The 20,078-nt window shown below is 40.9% G+C and carries 22 protein-coding genes; 12 read left to right on the top strand and 10 right to left on the bottom strand.

Going from position 1 to position 20,078, the window contains the following annotated elements; all coding sequences use genetic code 11:
• Positions 1 to 4 precede the first annotated feature (4 nt).
• From JBF11_RS01480 to JBF11_RS01450, 7 genes are all read left to right on the top strand, one after another.
• Positions 5 to 1,144 carry an FkbM family methyltransferase gene (locus tag JBF11_RS01480; protein ID WP_334315619.1) on the top strand — a complete coding sequence of 380 codons (1,140 nt, stop codon included), beginning with the start codon at positions 5 to 7 and terminating at the stop codon, positions 1,142 to 1,144.
• Positions 1,145 to 1,329: 185 nt separating this feature from the next.
• Entirely contained in the window at positions 1,330 to 2,328 is a 999-nt protein-coding gene (locus tag JBF11_RS01475; protein ID WP_334315618.1) for a radical SAM protein, read from the top strand.
• A gap of 12 nt (positions 2,329 to 2,340) precedes the next feature.
• Positions 2,341 to 3,324, top strand: a complete 984-nt coding sequence (locus JBF11_RS01470) for a radical SAM protein (RefSeq protein WP_334315617.1) — start codon at positions 2,341 to 2,343, stop codon at positions 3,322 to 3,324.
• 23 nt (positions 3,325 to 3,347) lie between these two features.
• Entirely contained in the window at positions 3,348 to 4,328 is a 981-nt protein-coding gene (locus JBF11_RS01465) for a radical SAM protein (protein ID WP_334315616.1), read from the top strand.
• Between the two features lie 11 nt (positions 4,329 to 4,339).
• Positions 4,340 to 5,329 (top strand): glycosyltransferase family 2 protein, encoded by a 990-nt coding sequence (locus JBF11_RS01460; protein ID WP_334315615.1) that lies wholly within the window; start codon positions 4,340 to 4,342, stop codon positions 5,327 to 5,329.
• Positions 5,322 to 6,299, top strand: coding sequence for a glycosyltransferase family 2 protein (locus JBF11_RS01455; RefSeq protein ID WP_334315614.1), 978 nt, complete (start codon positions 5,322 to 5,324; stop codon positions 6,297 to 6,299). Before JBF11_RS01460 ends, JBF11_RS01455 begins: the two co-directional genes overlap by 8 nt.
• 15 nt (positions 6,300 to 6,314) lie before the next feature.
• Positions 6,315 to 7,037, top strand: coding sequence for a WbqC family protein (locus JBF11_RS01450; RefSeq protein ID WP_334315613.1), 723 nt, complete (start codon positions 6,315 to 6,317; stop codon positions 7,035 to 7,037).
• Positions 7,038 to 7,266: 229 nt separating this feature from the next.
• On the opposite strand, the gene JBF11_RS01445 is transcribed toward JBF11_RS01450, so the two are convergent.
• The 5 genes from JBF11_RS01445 to JBF11_RS10115 all read right to left on the bottom strand — a co-directional run bounded on the left by JBF11_RS01445 (position 7,267) and on the right by JBF11_RS10115 (position 12,433).
• Positions 7,267 to 8,334, bottom strand: coding sequence for a radical SAM/SPASM domain-containing protein (locus JBF11_RS01445; RefSeq protein ID WP_334315612.1), 1,068 nt, complete (start codon positions 8,332 to 8,334; stop codon positions 7,267 to 7,269).
• Positions 8,331 to 9,209, bottom strand: coding sequence for a phosphatidylglycerol lysyltransferase domain-containing protein (locus JBF11_RS01440; RefSeq protein WP_334315611.1), 879 nt, complete (start codon positions 9,207 to 9,209; stop codon positions 8,331 to 8,333). The genes JBF11_RS01445 and JBF11_RS01440 overlap by 4 nt, the downstream gene beginning before the upstream one ends.
• A complete protein-coding gene (locus JBF11_RS01435; protein WP_334315610.1) occupies positions 9,203 to 11,053 on the bottom strand; it encodes a TraB/GumN family protein in 1,851 nt (616 codons plus the stop codon). Before JBF11_RS01435 ends, JBF11_RS01440 begins: the two co-directional genes overlap by 7 nt.
• Before the next feature lie 206 nt (positions 11,054 to 11,259).
• Complete coding sequence (locus tag JBF11_RS01430; protein ID WP_334315609.1) at positions 11,260 to 11,709, bottom strand: MarR family winged helix-turn-helix transcriptional regulator; 450 nt, start codon at positions 11,707 to 11,709, stop codon at positions 11,260 to 11,262.
• Positions 11,710 to 12,013: 304 nt separating this feature from the next.
• Positions 12,014 to 12,433: a 4Fe-4S binding protein gene (locus tag JBF11_RS10115; protein WP_417168631.1), complete on the bottom strand. Its 420-nt coding sequence runs from the start codon at positions 12,431 to 12,433 to the stop codon at positions 12,014 to 12,016.
• Positions 12,434 to 12,653: 220 nt separating this feature from the next.
• Between JBF11_RS10115 and JBF11_RS01425 the strand changes: the two genes are divergently transcribed.
• Positions 12,654 to 13,058, top strand: coding sequence for a DUF302 domain-containing protein (locus JBF11_RS01425; protein WP_334315608.1), 405 nt, complete (start codon positions 12,654 to 12,656; stop codon positions 13,056 to 13,058).
• A gap of 261 nt (positions 13,059 to 13,319) precedes the next feature.
• Here the strand turns inward: JBF11_RS01425 and JBF11_RS01420 are convergent, their stop codons facing one another.
• From JBF11_RS01420 to JBF11_RS01400, 5 genes are all read right to left on the bottom strand, one after another.
• A complete protein-coding gene (locus tag JBF11_RS01420) occupies positions 13,320 to 13,829 on the bottom strand; it encodes a flavin reductase family protein (RefSeq protein ID WP_334315607.1) in 510 nt (169 codons plus the stop codon).
• A 43-nt stretch (positions 13,830 to 13,872) separates the two neighbouring features.
• On the bottom strand, positions 13,873 to 14,601 hold the full coding sequence (locus tag JBF11_RS01415) for a flavodoxin family protein (RefSeq protein ID WP_334315606.1): 729 nt from the start codon (positions 14,599 to 14,601) through the stop codon (positions 13,873 to 13,875).
• Between the two features lie 81 nt (positions 14,602 to 14,682).
• The gene (locus tag JBF11_RS01410) at positions 14,683 to 15,237 is read right to left on the bottom strand and encodes a flavodoxin family protein (RefSeq protein ID WP_334315605.1); all 555 of its coding nucleotides are present in this window, start codon (positions 15,235 to 15,237) and stop codon (positions 14,683 to 14,685) included.
• Between the two features lie 116 nt (positions 15,238 to 15,353).
• Complete coding sequence (locus JBF11_RS01405) at positions 15,354 to 16,244, bottom strand: radical SAM protein (protein ID WP_334315604.1); 891 nt, start codon at positions 16,242 to 16,244, stop codon at positions 15,354 to 15,356.
• A gap of 111 nt (positions 16,245 to 16,355) precedes the next feature.
• Complete coding sequence (locus tag JBF11_RS01400; protein WP_334315603.1) at positions 16,356 to 17,000, bottom strand: TetR/AcrR family transcriptional regulator; 645 nt, start codon at positions 16,998 to 17,000, stop codon at positions 16,356 to 16,358.
• A 304-nt stretch (positions 17,001 to 17,304) separates the two neighbouring features.
• Between JBF11_RS01400 and JBF11_RS01395 the strand changes: the two genes are divergently transcribed.
• The 4 genes from JBF11_RS01395 (at position 17,305) to JBF11_RS01380 (ending at position 20,076) form a co-directional block, all read left to right on the top strand.
• The gene (locus JBF11_RS01395) at positions 17,305 to 17,463 is read left to right on the top strand and encodes a hypothetical protein (protein ID WP_334315602.1); all 159 of its coding nucleotides are present in this window, start codon (positions 17,305 to 17,307) and stop codon (positions 17,461 to 17,463) included.
• 317 nt (positions 17,464 to 17,780) lie between these two features.
• Entirely contained in the window at positions 17,781 to 18,410 is a 630-nt protein-coding gene (locus JBF11_RS01390; protein WP_334315601.1) for a flavodoxin family protein, read from the top strand.
• A gap of 12 nt (positions 18,411 to 18,422) precedes the next feature.
• Complete coding sequence (locus JBF11_RS01385; protein WP_334315600.1) at positions 18,423 to 19,262, top strand: amidohydrolase family protein; 840 nt, start codon at positions 18,423 to 18,425, stop codon at positions 19,260 to 19,262.
• A 28-nt stretch (positions 19,263 to 19,290) separates the two neighbouring features.
• The gene (locus JBF11_RS01380) at positions 19,291 to 20,076 is read left to right on the top strand and encodes an SDR family NAD(P)-dependent oxidoreductase (RefSeq protein WP_334315599.1); all 786 of its coding nucleotides are present in this window, start codon (positions 19,291 to 19,293) and stop codon (positions 20,074 to 20,076) included.
• Positions 20,077 to 20,078 lie beyond the last annotated feature (2 nt).

Raw genomic sequence — 20,078 nt, 5'->3', positions numbered from 1 at the left:
AAAAATGTCAAACTTTGAAACAACATTAAACGCATTACCCGAAAAAATCAATTCGGAGCGGGAAGCAGCCAACCTGCTGTGTTCCCTTCCGCTTCTCAGACAAATGACATTTGAACTGAAACCGGATACGATTATTTTCTGTGCTTATGAAGAATTAAATGCAGCGCTTGAATTTTATAAAGGACAAGAGCATTGTATCCGCGCATTCCATGTATTGGGCTTAAAAGAAGAAATAAAAAATAAGAAAATAAAAATCGTTCCTTTTACGACGTTCACAAAAGAAGACAATATCCATTGTTTCTTTCTTCCTGACTTAAGACCCGCCTGCACGGCGTATAGAAATTTATCCATCGCATTGTCAAAGCTCAACATACAGGAATACACCATTGAGGCAAAAAGCGCATCCAAGTTTTATCGCCGCAATTCTTTCATATTTATCAACAACATGCTGCAAACAGCCATTGACAATTACAATGTCCTTGAAGACAATCTGAGCAGATACACCTATCTGTCTCTTTGGAAATCACGTCATTTATGCAATCCAAGCTATATTCCCATAGTTCCCTATGACCAGTATTGGCACCCGCTGGCTTCAGCCAAAGAAAATGATCTTGTTTGCGAAGGCGGCTCTGCCGATGGAATAACAACAATCGATTTCTGTAAAAAATTACGGAACAAATGCGATATCATCGCCTTTGAACCGGACCCTGTCTATTATACAAAAGCAGCAGCAACGTGCAAAGACTGCAAAAATATTCGGCTTATCCCCAAAGGATTGTATGATTTTACGGGAACACTGTATATCAACACGGATAATTATGTGAAAGTCGTCAAACAAAAAATCAAAGAAGAAGATTTTGAATGTTCCGTTACGTCCATTGATGATTATTTTTTAAACGCAAAATATGATAAAGTTGATTTTATAAAAATGGATATTGAGGGTGCGGAGCTGAACGCGCTTATGGGTGCGAAACAAATACTGCAAAGGGATAAGCCAAATTTAGCCATTTGCATTTATCATAATTGCATAGATTTCATCACCATACCTGAATTTTTGCGTAAACTTGACTTGGGCTACAAATTCTATACAGGACATCACCGCCCCTGGTATGCGGAAACGGTTATTTACGCGACAGCAAGATAGGGGGAAAACAATGATTATAAAAGCCGGCAACGAAACATTATGGAACAAAGATTTCATGCACATTTTTTTTGCATTGAACTGCAATTCCAGCTTTCTAATGTTCCTGTGCCAATTGGTACGATACGGCTGCAGCAAGACCGCAGCACTGCCTGAGCGAGAAAAATAAATAACCAAAAGAAAATGCCATGAATACAATTATTAAAGCAGGTTCTGACCAAAACTGGAAAAAAAACAATATGGTTATTGCCTGCAATTTCAATATGAACTGTAATTTTAAATGCTCTTACTGTTTTAATCAAAACACTCGCAAAAATTTTAATGAACAGTTATCCCCAAAAGCGCTTCATAATTTATTTTCCAATCTGCCGCTTTTAAAAAAAGATTTTTACAGCTTTGCCATTGCGGGAGGAGAACCTTCCCTTTACGAATATTTTCCTGACATGCTCAAATATATTAATGAATTCTTTTCACCGGAAAATTATACTGTATTTATGGCAACAAACGGTTCATTACTGCACAGACTTGAAGATTATCTCAAAGAATACCCTGAGTTAAACGTTCATCTTGCTATTTCAATGCATTTGGAACAAATGGATGCGGAAACCTATCTAAAAAAGTTTTCGCAATTTAAATTTCCAAACATGTGCAGGATAAAACTCATGTTGAAACCGGGCACGCTGGCACAAGCCAATGATATTATAGAAAAGGCGAAAAGTTTCGGATATGCGGATTTTATTATTCAGCCAATCATTATCAATTCAAACGTTCACCCTGATTATACCGACGAAGAAAAATTATTTTTTGCACACAACCCTTATCCAAGCAACACGGCACTTTTTAATGAATACCTCAATAACGGTCAAACAGTCAAAAAAGATTTCACCAAAGAAGAATTTGTTTTAAATCCTGAACTTGTCAACTATTCCGGGCTGCAATGCCTTGCAGGCCATTCGTCCATGAGGGTTTTTGCCGACGGTTCAATAGCTCCCTGCCATTTTCATAAAAGAGCTCCCGATTTTAATCTCAACATGCATTCTCTTTTGGAATATATATATATATATCAACCGATTACATGCACATCCACATACTGCGGCTGTCATGGCTTTACTGCTATTCCCAAGTGGAATCCCGAATATGCGGAAGGGCCGAGCTACCTAAAAAAAGAACAAATCAGTTCCCGGTAAAAGGAGGAAAAAATGCAGCTTACACAAGTTCATTCCAAAGAAAATAACACAAAAAACAATATGGTCATCACCTGCAATTTCAACTTTAATTGCAATTTCAACTGCAGCTACTGCATTAATAAAAACCAGCACGACAAATATAAAACGCAATTATCTTTAACCGCGCTCGATAATTTAATGCTTTACTTGCCGGAACTGAAAAAAGACAAATACAGCTTTTACATTGCAGGCGGAGAACCCGCCCTGTACCCGCATTGGGACAAGTTTTTTGACATCATCAACAAAAAGTTCACATCGGAAACAGAATGCACAATCGGAACAAACGGCTATTTCATCAATAAATTCGAGCCATTCATAAAAACGGCAGAAAAATACTCCCTTTCTTTGCTTATTTCCATGCATACGGAACAATTACCCATTGAAGAATACGTGAAAAGACTGCAAAATTTCCCCTATCCTCAAAATTGCAGGGTCAAATTCATGCTCGACCCCGGAAAGCTGGACACAGCCCTTTCAACCATCAACACCCTTAAATCGTTCGGATATGAAAAGTTCATTGTTCAAAGTATCGTTATCAACCAAAAACCTCATCCGGACTATTCGGAAGAAGAATTGAAATTCTTTGAAACCAACCCCTATCAAGACGATTTCGCCATTGACTACGAATGGCTGGAAAATAACGAAACAATCCGAAAAACACTGAAACGCGACGATTTCATTCTTGACTCCCGTTTTGCGAATTTTTCAGGAATGCACTGTGCCGCCGGAGCAAATTCCATACGTGTTCTTGCGGACGGCAAAGTGACGCTTTGCTACGGTCACAAAGGCGACCCAAATTTTAATTTAAACGAACAGACTATATTGGAATATCCTTATATCAATAAAGCGGTTATTTGCCCAAGCAAACGCTGCGCCTGCCCTCCTTATACGGAACTTCCCAAATGGAACCCAAATTTTGCCACCCCTCCCGCCTATTTTAAGGGCGAACCGGAATAACCCGCTCTTTTAAGGAATAACTTATGAAAATCATCAAAACCGGAAACGAAGCTGCCTGGAAAACGAACAAAATGATTATTTCGGGCTGGTTCAGTTTTTTTTGCAATTTCAAATGCAGCTATTGCATCAATGAAACCTATAAAAAAAATTATCCCATGGCATTAAGCCCCAAGGCGCTTGAAAACCTTATGGAATACCTGCCGAAATTGAAAAAAAGCCATTACAGCTTCAGCCTTGCGGGAGGCGAAGCATTATTATATCCCCACCTTGAACAATTCTTTTCTTACTTACGCGAACATGAGGGATATAAAAACAAAGCATCGTGCTTTGTCATGACGAATGGTGTTCTTCTCGACAGGATGTCACCGCATATATATGATAATTGCAGCACCACCGTTTGCATTTCTTTTCATAACGAACAAGCGGATATGGATACCTATTTTGACACATTAAAACGCTTTCAAAACGCGGAAATTTGTACCGTCAATCTCCTTATGAAACACGGAGAACAGAAAGAAGTGGAAAGGATAACCCAAAAACTTAATAATATCGGCTACAAGAGAGTTTGGATACGCGGTATTCTTGTCGATAACAAACTCGACCCCGCATACACAAAAAATGAAGTTGAATACTTGTTTGAAAAAACAGCCGAAATGAGTCAGGTTTATACGAACTATTATCTTGATGAAAACAATCAAGAAAAACAAATCAAATTCCATGTTGAAGATTTTAGAAACAATCATGAATTGGTGAGCTATCAAGGACTTAAATGTTCTGCGGGACAAAATGCCATAAGAGTTTTGCCTGACGGAAGCGTGAGCCCCTGCGTCAATATCAAGGCAACGGAAAACTTCAACCTCAATTCCCAGCCTATTACGGAATATCCGCTTTTAACAAAACCTTTCACCTGCACAAAAGATAAATGTTTATGCCCGCCTTACGTCACATTAGCCAAATGGGATCCCTACCATGTCCAAAAACCGGATTATATTGTTGGTGATTAATCGGGGGAACTATGCACAAACTTTCTGTTATCATTCCACTTTATAATCAGGCGGACAGCATCGGCAAATTGCTCGACAGCCTCACCGCGCAGTCAATTCCCTTGGAAATTATCGTTGTGAACGACATGTCCGCGGATACGGGAGCCGAAGAAGTTTTAAAAAGAAAAAGCGCTGTGCACTCCATAAGACTTATCAATAACGAAACAAAGCTGTATGCCATGCACAGCCGTTTGCACGGGCTCGAATTTGCAGCAGGCGATTACTGCATGTTTGCGGACGGTGATGATGATGTTATCGGCACCCAAAACCTTGAAAAAGCCTTGAGGGAAGTTTCCTCAAAACAATTTGACATAGGGCATTTCAGAGTGCGGGGAAGCGATAAATACGGGAAAGAGCTTTTCCAAGACGCGCCCAATACCGCCCCTTTCGGCAAGGAGCTTTACGGACTTGAAATTTTTGAGCATTATTTCGACAGAGATTATATTGCAGCCAACCTTTGGGGAAAACTGTATAAAACGGATTTTCTCAAAAAAATCGCGGAAAAAGTTAAAAATCTGCCCATCAAACGCTTTGACGACAAATGCTTGGTAAGCGCCGCCATGCTTTTCGCAAATTCCTACCTTGGAAGCACGATAGAAATTTACCACTATACCCCCAACAATTTTTGGCCGAAAGAAAAATACGCCGCCCGGATTTTGGATTTATACACAATCACCAATGCCATGCTCCCCTTTATGGAAGAAAGAAAATGCCCTGAAAATATCAAAAACAAATTTCTTGCCTATATGAAAAAAAGAATTACGGTGAACACCGGTCAGCTTTCCATACTGCTCGCGCAGGAAATACAAAAAAATCCGTCCGCCGTTTACGGCGTTCTTGAGGAATTGGAACCGTTCATCGACAAGGAAACCCTTATGCAGGCCCTTCTTTTGGCAAACGTAGAAAACGCGAACAAAATCATAAAAAACTATGAACATATTAAAGAGCTGCCCCATGTCTAAACTGCTTTCCATCGTTGTTCCCTATTATAATCAGCCTGAAAATTTACAGGATTTGCTCGATTCGCTCCATGCCCAAAGCCTCAGGCAAATGGAAATCATCATTGTTGACGATTGTTCTGAAAAATCTCCGGAACACATCATCCACGCAATGCGGGAAAAAGGCTTGACCATTCATTATATCCGCCAGCCTAAACGGCGTTATACCTTGCAGGCTCGGCTGGCAGGCATGAAAAAAGCTCAAGGTGATTACCTCGCTTTCATGGACTCTGACGACAAAGCCTATCTGCCAAATTCCTACGAAAAAATTTTTCAATTCGCCTTGGAAAAGCAAACCGATATCGTACATTTTTTCACCATGCAGAAAAATGCGTTGGGATTTGACGTTCCAAGACCGGAGTCAATGCCTTTTGCAAATGAATTGTCAGGAAACGATATTTTTGCGGTATGGCTTGAAAAAGGCTGTGTCGCCCATTCCGTATGGAATAAGCTGTATTCTAAAAAAGTCTATAAAAAAATTGCCGAACTTGAGCATACTGTGCATATTTTCAGAATTGAAGATTTTTATCTGACATGCTGGTTTCTCTTTTTTGCCGAAAGCTATTGTTCTTGCAATATTCCCGTTTATTGTTATAATCCGCCTAAAGGCAAAAAGAACCTTGAAAAAATTGCCGGCAGGGCGGAAGACGCATGGCAAATGTATAAAGAACTGCCGGGCATTTTTGCACGCCATGGCTTGAAAGATGAGTACGTGCGAAAATTGCGCGATTATATCCATACATTGGCATTGTTAAGCCATGGAACAGCCCATGTTCATTTAAAAGATAAACATGAGGACAATCTAAAATACGATGAGGATATTGTGAATATCTATAAAAAATATTCAACGGCTGATGATCTTATTGCCTGCCTCGCCCTTGCAGCTTCACACAATGCGCAAAAAATTCTTAAATTGCACCAATTGAATCAATAAATCCAAAAAAGCAAAATGTCACATAATACCAAAACAGCAGTCATGCAGCCCTATTTCATGCCCTATATCGGCTATTTTCAGCTGATATGCGCTGTCGATACCTTTGTTGTTTTGGACGATGTGAATTTCATAATGAAAGGTTGGATAAACCGCAACAACATCTTGTTAAACGGCGAAAAACATTTATTTACGATACCGTTGGAAAAATCCTCGCAAAATAAATTAATACTTGACACAAAACTCAATTTTTCAGACAAAGATAAAGGAATACTGCTTAAAACCTTACAAACGGCATATAAAAGAGCCCCCCTTTTTCCATACGTTTATCCTTTGCTTGAAGAAATCATCATGCAGGAAGAAACCGATCTGACAGCCTTCATCATGCACAGCCTGAAAGCTGTTCTTGCTTACTTGAGCATAAAAAAAACAATACTCAAATCATCGGAAATCGAAAAAGACATGTCTTTAAAAGGACAAAATAAAATTATCGAACTTTGCAGAAAAACAAATACGCAAACCTATATCAATCCTATCGGCGGTATTGAACTTTACAAACAAAGTAATTTCAAGAATGCGAACATGGAACTTAAATTTGTCAACACACAGTTCGATAATATAGTCTATAAACAGTTTAAAAATGATTTCGTAAACGGGCTGTCATTCATTGATGTTCTGATGTTCAACCCCATACCGGATATCCATTACTTTCTGAAACAGTACAAACTTATTGATAATTGACCGTATCAGGAATATCCGCATACTGCCGTAACGATAAACACACATTGCGGGCAATATGCTATCATAACTTAAATAATGTTTGTGTTATCAAAAAAATTTTGAAGCATTTTTATAACTAACCTGACGCATTATCCTCATTGCTTAGTTTGCCTGATAATAACAGGGAAATCTTCCCAACCCACGGAGCAAGCTAAAAAATAAAGCCGTTTGCTCTTTCATAACAAAATAATCAGCGGGCTTTTCCAATAATTTCAAAGCGTTTTGGACAATTCAGGCACGCAGAATCCGGAGTATTTTTTGCAAGCGCTTCGCGAAACGTCAAAAAATCTTCATTCTGCCAAATTTCAAGAATATTTGTTTCCAAAACAGAACCGAAAATCCGACGATTGGAATTTTCTGCATTATCAGGCACATTTAAATACACGCAGGGAGATACCATGCCTTCAGCATCAATATATAGACTGCGGGTCACATTTTCTCTGCATCCGCCGGCATGCGCCGCAGCCTTTGCTCCGGGTAGGGCAAAAACAATCTTGCGTTCCATTTGCGCCGCTTTATCGGCAACATCCTGCAAAATGCTTCTGACTTCGGCAATTTTCTGTTTTTCATGGGGAGCAAAAGCAAGGCAGGCTTGTTCCTTATCGGCTATGTAATCCAAAGAACTGATGACCGCAGTGCTGATATCCAGTTCTTCCATGAGATTTGGAAGACTTTTGACAGCTTCCACCCTGTCAACCAGCAAAAGATACGCGAAGTGGACATCTAACGGACCGTATCCCATATCTTTGACGGCAGCCTTGACCATTCGGACTGCCGAACAGACCTTTTCAAACGGTACGCCTACCCGTCCGCTGTCGTTGGAAACTGTGTCGGTCCCCACCAAGGAAAACGCCAGGGTGTCAATTCCGGAATGAGCCAGCTTATAGGCTATCTCATCATTCATCATCAAGCCGCAGCTTGTGCTTGAAACCTGACAGTCCGCCTTCCGCGCCAATGCCGCAAAATCAAAAAATCTCGGGTGCAGAAGCGGCTCTCCCCATCCTTGCAGGTGAACGCGTTCACTCACCCGCATAAGCTGCCACAGAGCGGCAAAAACATCCGCCTCCATATGTCTTGATTTCCAAGTTTCCGCCATGGTCGTATGGGGGCAATAGGTGCAGCGTCCCGCGCAAAAGGACGTGACTTCAACCTGTATGCAGTCAAGGGGACGCCGTTTTCCGAGCAAATCCCGTTTTAGCATTTCAAGAATGCCAGGAGCCTTGAAACTGCGGTTTTTCAATGGATCGTTTCCAGTCATATTTTCTTTCTACCCCCAAACAAACGTGCCAGCAAACTTTTTTTCTCCGGCTGTATATCCCAGCTGTATTCATAACAAGACAGAAAATGTTCGGCTCCCCACTTCTTTTTGAAAAAACCTATTCCCTCATTGACGGCAAGCCCCAAATTAAGCCGGCTGTGCCCGCGTTCTTCACCGCATTTCGCAACAGCTTCAAGCAAGGCGTCGGCAGTTCCCGGAGGAGCCGAGGGCAGACGGCAGGCAAACATGTAAAAAGCCGTATTGAAAGAAGAATAATCGCCGATGGCAAAGGCTGCCAATGAGCCGTCTTTGGTCCGTGCTGAAAAAAGGCGTGCGCCGGGACTTTCCGCAAGATATGTTTTCAGCTGATGAAAAATATGTATCATACCTGCTTCAAGCCTGCGTCCGGAACAGAACGCCTCAACAATGGCTTCATGGTCCTGCCCGTATCCTTCCGCTCCGCTTTCTTCGATGAATATGTCACGCTTGGCTCTGGCAAGCATATTGCGCAGTTTTTGTTTATAGGGTGCTAACGGCAAAGGAAGCGACCAATACGCGTCCTCGCTGAAGTTGGCGTTTTCAGGCGTTCGGCTCGGTTTTGCCGCACAAAGCACGGTAATATGTTTAAGACCTTTTGTCTGCAAAGCTTCGTCAACAGCCGCATCAAGGGCTTCCCTGTCAAGAGGTTTCCCTATCGGAAAGCCGATCAGCACAATCTGCCCCTCGCAAAAATGCCCTACGCAGGTTCCGAACATGCGTGAATCAAGACGGGATACGGCTTTCACATAGGGAATCAGCTGATCCGGCGTTATCGCGCCGGCAGTGACCTGTGCAAGCCCCATATTCATACGTTTTGAATCCGTTTTTGTCACCACCAGCGAACCTCCTTTTCATTGTGCAAAAATGCTTTCAGTTTATGGGAGATACCTGGCAGGCAGCGGCGCAACGTATATCCGTCTTCGGCAAGCATCCAACGCAAATTCAAAAGATGTGCAGCCCCGACAAAAACAGCGGTACGCCCCTCTTCCAAATAAGGCCGCATGCGTTCACGAAAACGCTGATCACGCAAACTGATAACCGCACCCGTTCTTGTGGGAAATTCCGCGCTGGAGCCCATCATTCCCTCCAAATCGCCAGCCAGATATGCTTTTAAATTACGCTGTGAATATATTTTCCACTCGTGGCAATTTCGGAAATACGCAAGCACACGCTCCACCGGTACGGAATTGAGCGAAACAAGCTGTTCTTCCAAATTTTCCATACCAATGACATTTTTTCCCATATCGCGGGCAATACGCCAAGCTTCCATATCAACCGAACATTGCCACTCAAGACGTTCAAGAAACGCGGTCCAAAGGCTGAAAAAAGCACACCAGGGACGCATGGTTGACAGAATTTCGCGCACATCGGCTTTTTTGCTTGCTTCCAAGCCTAAAAAACGAACCACTCGCCCCTCGGGACCACGCACAACACGTTCCAATTTCCGTATTTCTGTTTCTGTCAATTGTTTTATGAGAGGAATAAAATCCGGTTCAAGACTTTTACCGTTTTTATCCACTTCCGCCATAAAATTGTCATCAAGCGGTCCCTCAAAAATAACATGGTCGACCTTGCGGAAAAGCTTGCGGAAAGAATCTTCAAAAGAATAACGGAAAAAATGTGCTGTTCCGCAAAGCCATGAAATTTTACCGTTTTTTTCCACTTCATAAATCATGGCAAAAGGCCGCTGTTCAGGACGCATTGCCAAAATCTGCCTTTTGGTCATGGTGCTGCTGCGCAGCAAGGCAAGAGCGAAATCTTGGGCAAGGCTCTGCGTTTCGTTTTCTGTTTCCTGCCGCCATTCCGCCATGACATAAGGCAAAGACGGCACAGCCCCCCATTTTTTCTTAAAACGCAAAATTCCGTCATTCACGCCAAGCCCAAGATGAATAAAGCGTTTGCCTTCCGCTTTCGCCCGTTCAATCATGGAAGCAAAAAGCAAATCCACGGCATGCGGCACATAATGAGTACGTGAATGCGCCCCGAGAATATAGGAAACAAAATTTTTAGGGGCATAATCAAGCATAAGGCAGGCAACCAAATGCCCCTCGCTGTCCCATGCATTGAGAAGCCGCAAATATCCGCTCTTGGCGGTTTCAGAAAGAGCTTCCGGAGTGCGGGCATAAAGTTCGCGGACATGCGGAGCAAGGGAAGCGGTTTCCCCACGGTCAGCCCGTCCCATGAATTCCGCCCAAAGACGGCGATGGGCAGGAGTAAAAACCGTGCTTTCCTCGATACGCAAAACTTCTTCAGCTTTCCGTACGGGACTGCGCAAACGAACCGGAATCCGCGCGTTGGCGGAAAGCACATAGAAACGGTCATGGTCGACAATATTGTTCTGCAAACGCCGGGGCAATTCAGGACCTATGGCGAAACAGCGGAGTGTTTGCTGTCCGCAATGCTTCATGGCTTCTTTACAGGCATGTTTAAAGGCTTCTTCAAAATCTTCATGAGAATAAGCGCCGCGCAAAGGATAGGCAATCGACATAAGCCAGTCATCGTCATGAATGAAAAAATACTCCCCTATGCAAAATGCGCTGCCTTGCGACATGGCACGCATAAGCCCCGGAGAATGTTCCGGAACTTTGGCAAAATCAATGAGCTTCCGAAACAGACCTTCCTGTTCCGGATTTTCCAAGGCTGACGTTTCCAAATGAAATATTCTGTCATTTTCAGGCATAAAGCCCCCCAAAAAACAATTTCGCAACAGATTTTGTTTATTAATCGTAACGTGCATATCTCAAACAGTTATCTTACCGTACCATAACAAAAATAAATTTTCAACGCCCTATTCCATGCAAAAGCGGATAAAATCATTTGCCGCGATTGATTTGCCATGGTTATATAATTCAGAGTGATTGGTTATGAGGATTTTGAAAAATGAGCTTAACCAATCGAATCATGTATCTTGGAAAGCCGTTTGAGCATTACCGCAACTTCCTCGTCTGTGAGAGCTTTGGAAAAATCAGCACAAACATCTAAAAAAAACGGATGGACTTCATCCAAAAAGGTCTTTCCCTTTTCCGTGATCTGCACATCGACATTGCGTTGATCTTTTCCCAGTTTCCGCCTTTGAATGTAGCCTTGATGTTCAAGCCAATTCAAATAGTTTGTAACCGAAGCTCTGGTAATTCGCAAACGCTTCGCAATAGCCGAAGGGCTGAGAGAGTTTTCAGAAAAATCTTTCCTCAAAAAAAGAACCAATATTCCAAGCTTGCTTATGGATATGTTCTTTTTATTCAATTCTTCATTGGTGATTTCAATCACATCATCGGAAAGCAAAAGCTCACCAACTTTTGTGCGGGAAGAAGGTGCTGCCGATAATAATTTTTGCATGTAATCCCCCAGCCATATAAATTATGCCCTCAATAACGCAATACGATTAACGTGGTTATCAGGTACACAAGCAGTGCGGCAACAGAAAAATAACGTATATTCACAATGTTGCCAAGCCAGCAAAAAGTAAGGGATTTATGGCTCTTTGGGCAAAGATTCGGCTTCATGCAGCTAAAGCAGCTGAAACAATCGACGCCTGAAAGTGTTTTTGAGCTTGAAATGGGCAGATTCATAGGGCACGCTTTTTCGCATTTTTCACAGTTTACGCAGCTGGCTACGTCCCGTTTTATTTTGGTTGTGCCAACTACTCGGCAAAAAATATTATAAACGACCTTTTGCCAGCACATATATTTGCAGAAAAAAAAAACGGAATAAACATTGAAACAAGTATCACAGCGATATATTTGGCAATAAGAAAAATTTTTGAAGGAAGCGTGAACATATACATTTCAAAATGTTCGCCAAAATAATCAACTTCAAGAACAATAAATAGGTACAGGAAAAAAATCAAGAAAACATACCGAAGATAACGCAGTTTGAAATCCACGGTCCGGAGAAACAAAAATTGCTTGGACGGAAATAAATATGCTCCAAGTTTAGCCATGAAATAACTGAGCCCGCCAAACGGACATGCCCAACCGCAAAAAAATGGACCGGCAATAACGATTGAGAGCAACACAACGTACTCGCTCTCTATTTCGGTATTCAAACCCAAAATGATCATAAAAACAAAAAAATTAATGACAAAAAACAATCTTACAATGTCACGCATAATAAAAAAAACATTTCCTTTATTCAAAAACTTCATGGTATGCCTCCGTGTTAAATATGATTAATAAGGAAACTGTATCATAATCACGCTAAATCAACTTTGACTTTCAGTATCATTTACTATATAAATTATAATCACTTAATAACTTACAAATTATTAAAGGAAAATTTTTATGTTAAGTAATAGACAAAATGGAATAATCAGAAAAAAAATCGACGGAGATTTTGAAGAAATTTGGAAACGTTTACTGGATATTGTTGCTGCAGAAAAAATCCCCGTATTTGCTGTAATTGATCATAAATCCAACGCGTTACAGGTTGGTTTGGATATGACAGATGCCCGTGTGCTTATTTTTGGCAATCCTGCCGTCGGAACGGTATTGATGCAATCAAATCCTGAAATTGCTTTGGATTTGCCTCTAAAATTTTTAGTTTGGAAAAGCTCTGATGGCGTTATATTAAGTTGGAATTCACCAACTTGGCTTGCCGAACGGTTTGAAATGAATCCCAATATGGAAGTTGTGAAAAAGATCAATAACTTGCTGGAAAAACTGTCAGATATCATTGCAGCTGTTTGAAAAGATAGCTTAAATTTTTAATTGGCTTACTTTTTGGGAGTGTCGGATTTATTGCATGTTCTAAAAGAAAAACCCATATAGATTCAGGGTGTTGGCTATGATTGTCAATATTAATAATATGCTGTTTAGTTAATTGTAAACTGAAGTACGACAGTTGAGTAACAAATAACTCAAAGAAAAAGCCACAAAGTCTATTCATAAAGAATTTGTGGCTCGTTATCATTATCAATAAATTTGATAATAAAGCGTATTGCGATTTTATTATACTTCTTTGGCTGGAGCTATTTTAGAATAACCTTTCCATGCAAAGAGTGGGGTTTCATTTTCATCCCCATAAACATTTTCCACATCACAAATATAAAAATAGTGGTCGCCTGCATCTACAAATTCTCTTAAGGCACACTGGATAGCGATGACACTATGAACGGGAATTTGAATATCGCAGTCAGGAAGGCTTTTCAGTTCAATGCCAAATTCCTTTACCTTTTCTTTTGTTCTGCCTGTAAAGCTGCCACACTGCATAATCTGTTTTGGTGATATTTTATCACTTGGAACAGTGAGTACGACTTTTTTGTTGGTTCTGACCATTTCACCGGTATAAGAAGGTTTCATCATGGCAAAACCAATTGTTGCCGGGTCAAGACTCAGATATGTCCACCAGGAAACTGTTGCAAGATTGGTAATGCCAGAGGGTGTTTTTGAACAAACAAGAGAAACAGGATTAGGGTCAATAAGTTTTGCAGAATCTAAAAGGTGAGAAAGGGCTTTCATAGTTTTTCCTTTTTATTTACGGTTAAATTGTTATTGTGTATCATCAGGCATCACAGCCCATTTGTTCTGCAACGCTCAATGCTTTATGTCCCTTTATATCACCAAATTCATGAACTCCAGTGACAAAAAGGCGTCCACGATCTTTCCAGTGATTAAGACCAAGCATTTGCCTATATGCTTCCGCAGCTCCAGCAAAAGAACGTGGAAACATGCTTTCGCCGCACATAAGCAGCATTGCTTCTTTTACTTTCAAGTCACGGAGTCTGTTTTCCCGAAAATATGGATACATTCTGTCCATAGCACACTTGATATGTCCGCTGAAATTATACCAGTACAAAGGGCTGCAAAAAACAAGCATGTCCGCTTGTTCCAAAAGTGGATAAAAAGTATCAAAGCTGTCCGCCACAACACAAGGCTTTCCGTCTGTCCAACAACTATCACAATGCAGACAGGCACTCATGGGAGTCATGCCGCTGTGAAAGGTATTGACTGTATGCCCTGCTTTGACTGCACCTTGTTTGAAAGCTTCCGCAAGTAAAAAACTGTTGCCGTTATGGCGAGAACTGCCAGTCAGGATAAGAATATTTTTCATTATGCCCGATCCAGCGGTTACACAAGATTCCACATGAATTGTGGAAGTAGACGAAAAATACTTATATGATGCACAACCTGCCACAGCCAAAAGAAACGCTCCTGCAAAAGAAAAAAGTCCTCGCCGAGAGATTTTTTTATCTTTAACGGTATCAAGAGCTGAATTTTGTTCATCCTGCATGGGAAATTCCTTTGCATGGAAAAGAGGTGACGCTTTGCGTGGCTGTATATTTTACCGTGCTACGTCCTCTCCTATCCATAATTACAGTGATTCGCCGAAGCGAAATGCCTCGTCAAGAACGGGTTTTCCGGAAACAGCTCCGGCGTCCATAACACCTCCAGCAAGTATCTGCCCCTTGTCTGTCCAGTTCAGGAAACCAATGAGCGAATGATAATAGTCAAGTACAGGCTTCCAGTTGTTGGTGGAGTCTCCTTCGGCAGCCATGATCAGGACGCATTCTTTATGCGGATTAGCGTAGTTCGGGTCACATTCCGCCATGGCAAATAGGCGGTCAAACGCAGTTTTCAACTGGCCAGATACGCTCCAGTAGTACATAGGTGAAGCCAGCACCACCAGATCAGCTTTTGAGTAGGCGGGGTATATTTTCTCCATGTCGTCTTTCTGCACACAAGGACTAACCAAATCCTTACCGCCTTTCATACATCCGAGACAGCCGTGAATGTTCATTTTTTGCAAGTCAAAGCGTGTAACCGTATGTCCCGTGCTTTCCGCCCCTTTTGTGAAGGCTTCGCAAAGCATAGCCGTATTGCCTTTCAAGCGAGGGCTTCCGTTCAGAATAAGAATGTTTTTGCTCATCTTACATATACTCCTTGTTGTCAGATAAGGTTTGTTATCAGCCTGTCCTCATGAACAGGCTTGAGAATCCTGTTTTGCCTAGCCGTTTTTACTACGACATCCCTGCTTCGCCGAGACTACAGAGAACGCATCTGTTTGCGATTGACCATTACTTCCAATTCGTTATCAGAATAAGAACGTAATACTTCGTCAATATCGGCAAGCACCAAATTCTTTTTTTCTACATCGCTGTTGGCAAATCTATAATTGAGCGGGTTCAAGTAATGAACGCCGTCATAAAACGTGTCTATTGCCAATGTTTTTAGAAAAATCTGAAGTTCTTCAATCTTTTCTCGTTCTGAAGCTTCAATAAATTCACCGTGTTTTGCCATTTCTTCTACCGGGGTATCTGGAAAAACTGTCATACCTGTAGTGGTGATACGCACAGGGTGAACCTGATTGAACATTTTTGCTGTAAGTTCACCGCTGGCAAGTCCCGTTCCTTTGCCGCCCATGCCGAGAATATAGAAAGCGGTATAGGTTATTCCCGCTTTGTCTAATCTAAGCAGTTGTTCTATTGTTTCGGCCGAACCATGTCCTTTATTCATCAATTTGAGGACTGTATCATTTCCATTTTCCGTACCTGTATAAATATTGCTCAGACCAAGTTCACATAATTCCTGCAATTCTGCGTCACTTTTAGCCGTAATATCATCAATGCGGCTTTGCATGCTCACACGAGTAAAATAAGGAAAATGTTTACGGAGCACAGCCAGGTATTCTTTCAATTTATTGGTTGGCAGAGCAAACGGATTGGAACCAGTCAGATAGACAGCGGTATTTGCAGGAAAAAACGACTTTTGGGATAAAATTTCCTGTTCAAGCTGGTCTGGTGTAACTGCCATAAATGGATAACCACGTGAAACATAGCAAAAATGGCATTTATTATATGTACAGCCTTGTGTTGCACGCAATAAAAGAGATTGTGCTTCTTGTGGCGGCCGCATAGCTGGTTCTGTAAATTTCATGATTCCCTCACCTTAATCTATGTCGTTTTGTCGTTATTATATTTTTAGTGATTACTAAAAAAATGTCAAGACGATTTCATTCTTTTTTAATTATTTTTTTTTACATTGTTATCATTCGTGCTTGATTGTTATTCGTGGAGGCAGCATGCGAACAGCGTAGGATGCAAAAGCTTTAAGCTCAGATTGAAAAAGACCATCTCTTGCTTGAATGGATAATCCTTCAAGCAGGGTGTTGAGAGCCCCGGCTAGAGCTGGAACATCAGTATCAGCAGGAATTTGTCCTTCTGTAATGGCTTGACGAAGTCTGTCAGCAAACATTTTTTTTGTGGCGAGTCGAAGTTCTCTTACAGATTCAATAATTTCTTTCTCTGTTTCAGAAATATTAACAGCTGCCAGCACCACCATGCAGCCGCAAGGAGTTTCTGGAGAAAGAAGGATTTTTGCTGCTTCATTAAAAAAGTTTTCAACAGCACTATAAATATCTGGTTCTGCCAGAAAACGTTTTGCAGGTTCATCCCAATATGTATGTTCATAATGGTGAAGAGCCTCCAAAAAGAGCGATGCCTTGTTGCCGAAAGACGCATAAAGGCTGGGAGGATTTATTTGCATAGCCTTGCATAATTCAGCTACAGAAGCAGGTTCATAACCCTGCTGCCAAAAGACTGTCAAGGCACTGTGCAAAGCTTCAGAACGGTCAAAGGCACGAGGACGTCCCTTTCCTTGCTGCACAGAGCGAGCAGATTTTTTTGTGGGCATACATATTCCTTAAGATAACTGTAATCAACATTTTCATAGTAATTATTTAAAAAAAAATTTCAATGATTTTTTTTAGTTCTATAAAATAAGCTAAAGACAAGAAAACAAATTTGCTTTATATTTTTATAATAATTACTATAATAATGCCACATTTTTAGGTTATCTCAGAAGGCATTATGCAATACTTAGATTCCTGTGAATTTCAGACAATTAAGAAATTTCTTGAAACGCATTGAATTGAAAGTTGCACCGCTAATATTGAAACAGTAAAAAAATCTTCCATGAAAAAGTTGTTATGAACAGTATGGAAGATGATCAACATGTTTTAGGACCTATCCGAAACTTATACGACCTTTATGCAAAAGCAGGTCCAACTTATGGAGCAGCATTCCGTGTGGAGGTTTCTGATATTGCAGGTGATACTGTTATTGGCGCTGTGGTATTAAAAACTGGCATGGCTTGAATTTCATTGATTTCCATGAACTGATAAAAGAAAACGGTGAATGGAAAATTACCGCTAAAACATGCCAACAATTCTAAACACCACATTAAAGCAATTTCACTATCCCTCTTGAATTAATCTAACTATTCGTCAGGATTTGCGAAATAGAGATTTTAATGCTGTAACCAATAATAATCTCAACTAATAAGTTAGTATAGTTAAAATATATATGCGATAGCGAAAAAAAGTATTTGATAAATACTTGTTTTCTGCCGTAAGGTGTAATTAATAAAAAAATACATATTATTTTTTTATTAATTCATTTTGGAGGTTTTATAATGAAAGTTTTAGCTCTTAATGGCAGTCAAAATCCAAAAGGTGTAACATATCATGCAATTCAGCTCGTAGCGGAAGAATTGGCAAAAGAAAACATTGGACTCGATATTGTTCATGTTGGTGTAAAGGCGGTTGCTGGCTGCATTGATTGCAGAAAATGCCGTACAAATGGGCATCATTGCATTCATGATGATATTGTGAATAAACTTATTGATATGCTGCCAGAATATGACGGTCTGATTTTAGGCTGCCCAGTTCACTATATGGGAATTCCTGGACCTTTCAAGGCAGCATTGGACAGATTGCTTTATGCAACAGAACATTTGGAAGGCTGGGGACCAAAACCAGCGGCTGCAATTACAGTATGCCGCCGTGCAGGAGCTATCGATGCTTCCCATCAACTGCAAAATTACCTCAACTGTGCTAACCTTCTTACTGTTAACAGTCAGTACTGGAATGTTTGTTTTGGCTGGAAACCCAATGAATTCTTGGAACAAGATGCTGAAGGTGTGCAAACAATGCAAGTGCTTGGAAAAAATATGGCATGGATTTTAAAAGTTTTAGAAGCATCAAAAGGAAAAATTCCTGTTCCAGCCTATGAAAAACGTGTTCGTGCAAACTTTTGCCGATAGGAGATCAGGAATATGCGTGCTATAGATTTTCGTCTTCGCCCTCCTTATAAAACGTATCTTAATTCATTTATGTATGACATGCCTGCATTGGAAAAATCTCATGCAATGCGAAATTTAGGAGAAATTTCTGAAGCAGCACGAAAAAAAGACACGGCATTGCTTGTTGAGGAAATGGATAAGGCGGGTGTTGTACTGGGCGTTGCCCCCGTACGTTTACCTCAAGATGGTGATAATGATGATGCAGAACGTCTTATGAAAGAATTTCCAAATCATTTTTTAGGTGTGCCATGGGTTGATCCTTTAAATCCAAAAGAAGCATGTTCAGTTATTGAAAAATATTGTGTAATGGGGAGCTGCCGTGCAATTATTATGGAACCGGGATTGTACACAACTCCAGTAAAGTGGCTTGTCAATAATCCTGATATTTATCCTGTATATGAATATTGTGAAGAAAAAAATATCCCGGTATTGCTTTCTTTTGGTGGCAGAGTATCAGATCCTCGTTTATATGCACCTGAATTAATATATGATGTTGCAATGCAATTCCGAAATTTGAAATTGGTTCTTTGCCATGGCGGCTGGCCTTATGCAACAGCAATTTGTAAAGTTGCTATGGATTGCTCCAATGTCTTTCTTTCACCTGACACATGGGCAATGACATTTGCTCCTGGTGGATCTGAATATATAGTGGCCGCAAATTATACATTACAGGATCAAATTGTTTTTGGTTCTTCTTATCCGGCAATTCCACTTGGAAAAGCAGTAGAAAATTATGCGAGCCAGCTTCGTCCCGAAGTAGTGGATAAAATTATGTATCAAAACGGTGCTCGCATTTTTGGGTTGGATAAATAATTATTGTTATAAATGAGGGAGAAGTATTATGGGACGACTTGATGGACAAGTTGCGATTGTAACGGGTTCAAATTCAGGTATCGGCGCAGCGCAGGCTGAAGCTTTGGCAAAGGAAGGGGCTCTTGTTGCTATTACAGGAAGAAATCAGCAAAGATTAGATGAAGAGCTGGAAAAAATCCGTTCTTTTGGCGGAAAAGCCATAGGCATGACTTTTGATGTTCAAGACAGTAATGCCATAAAAGCTTTTTATGAAATGGTTATGAAAGAGTGGGGTCGGGTTGATATTCTTGTTACAACCCATGGAATATTTGATCAACGCAGAGGATCTTTGGAAATGACAGAACAGGATTTTCAAAAATTTATGCAAATTAATGTTATTTCCGTTTTTGTCTTATGCAACCTTGTCATGCCTCAGATGATTGAACGAGGCAAAGGCGTTATTATTGCAACTGCTTCTATAAGCGGCATGCGAAATACTGCAATGGGCGGACCTCGCGGCAGTGCTGGCGGAGGTTCTGTTTATACTTCTTCTAAGCATGCTCTCGTAGGGTATATACGGAGTTTAAGTGCATTATATGCATGGCAGGGTGTGCGGGCAAATGTTATTTGTCCTGGCTCTGTGATTACTCCTTTTATTCAAGACAGCTTGGATAATGACCCAGAGGGTTATGAGAAAAGAGTAAGAGTCATTCCGGCAGGAAGATTGGGGATGCCTGATGATATCGCAAAAGTAACAGCATTTCTTGCAAGTGATGATGCAGGCTTTATTCATGGTGCCGTTATTCCTGTTGACGGCGGACGTTCTAATGTTTAACG

Origin of the sequence: Taurinivorans muris, from assembly GCF_025232395.1 — a bacterium.
Taxonomy (GTDB): domain Bacteria; phylum Desulfobacterota; class Desulfovibrionia; order Desulfovibrionales; family Desulfovibrionaceae; genus Taurinivorans; species Taurinivorans muris.
The sequence above is the reverse complement of the archived record's forward strand: the minus strand, read 5'-3'. Positions and strand labels throughout refer to the sequence as shown.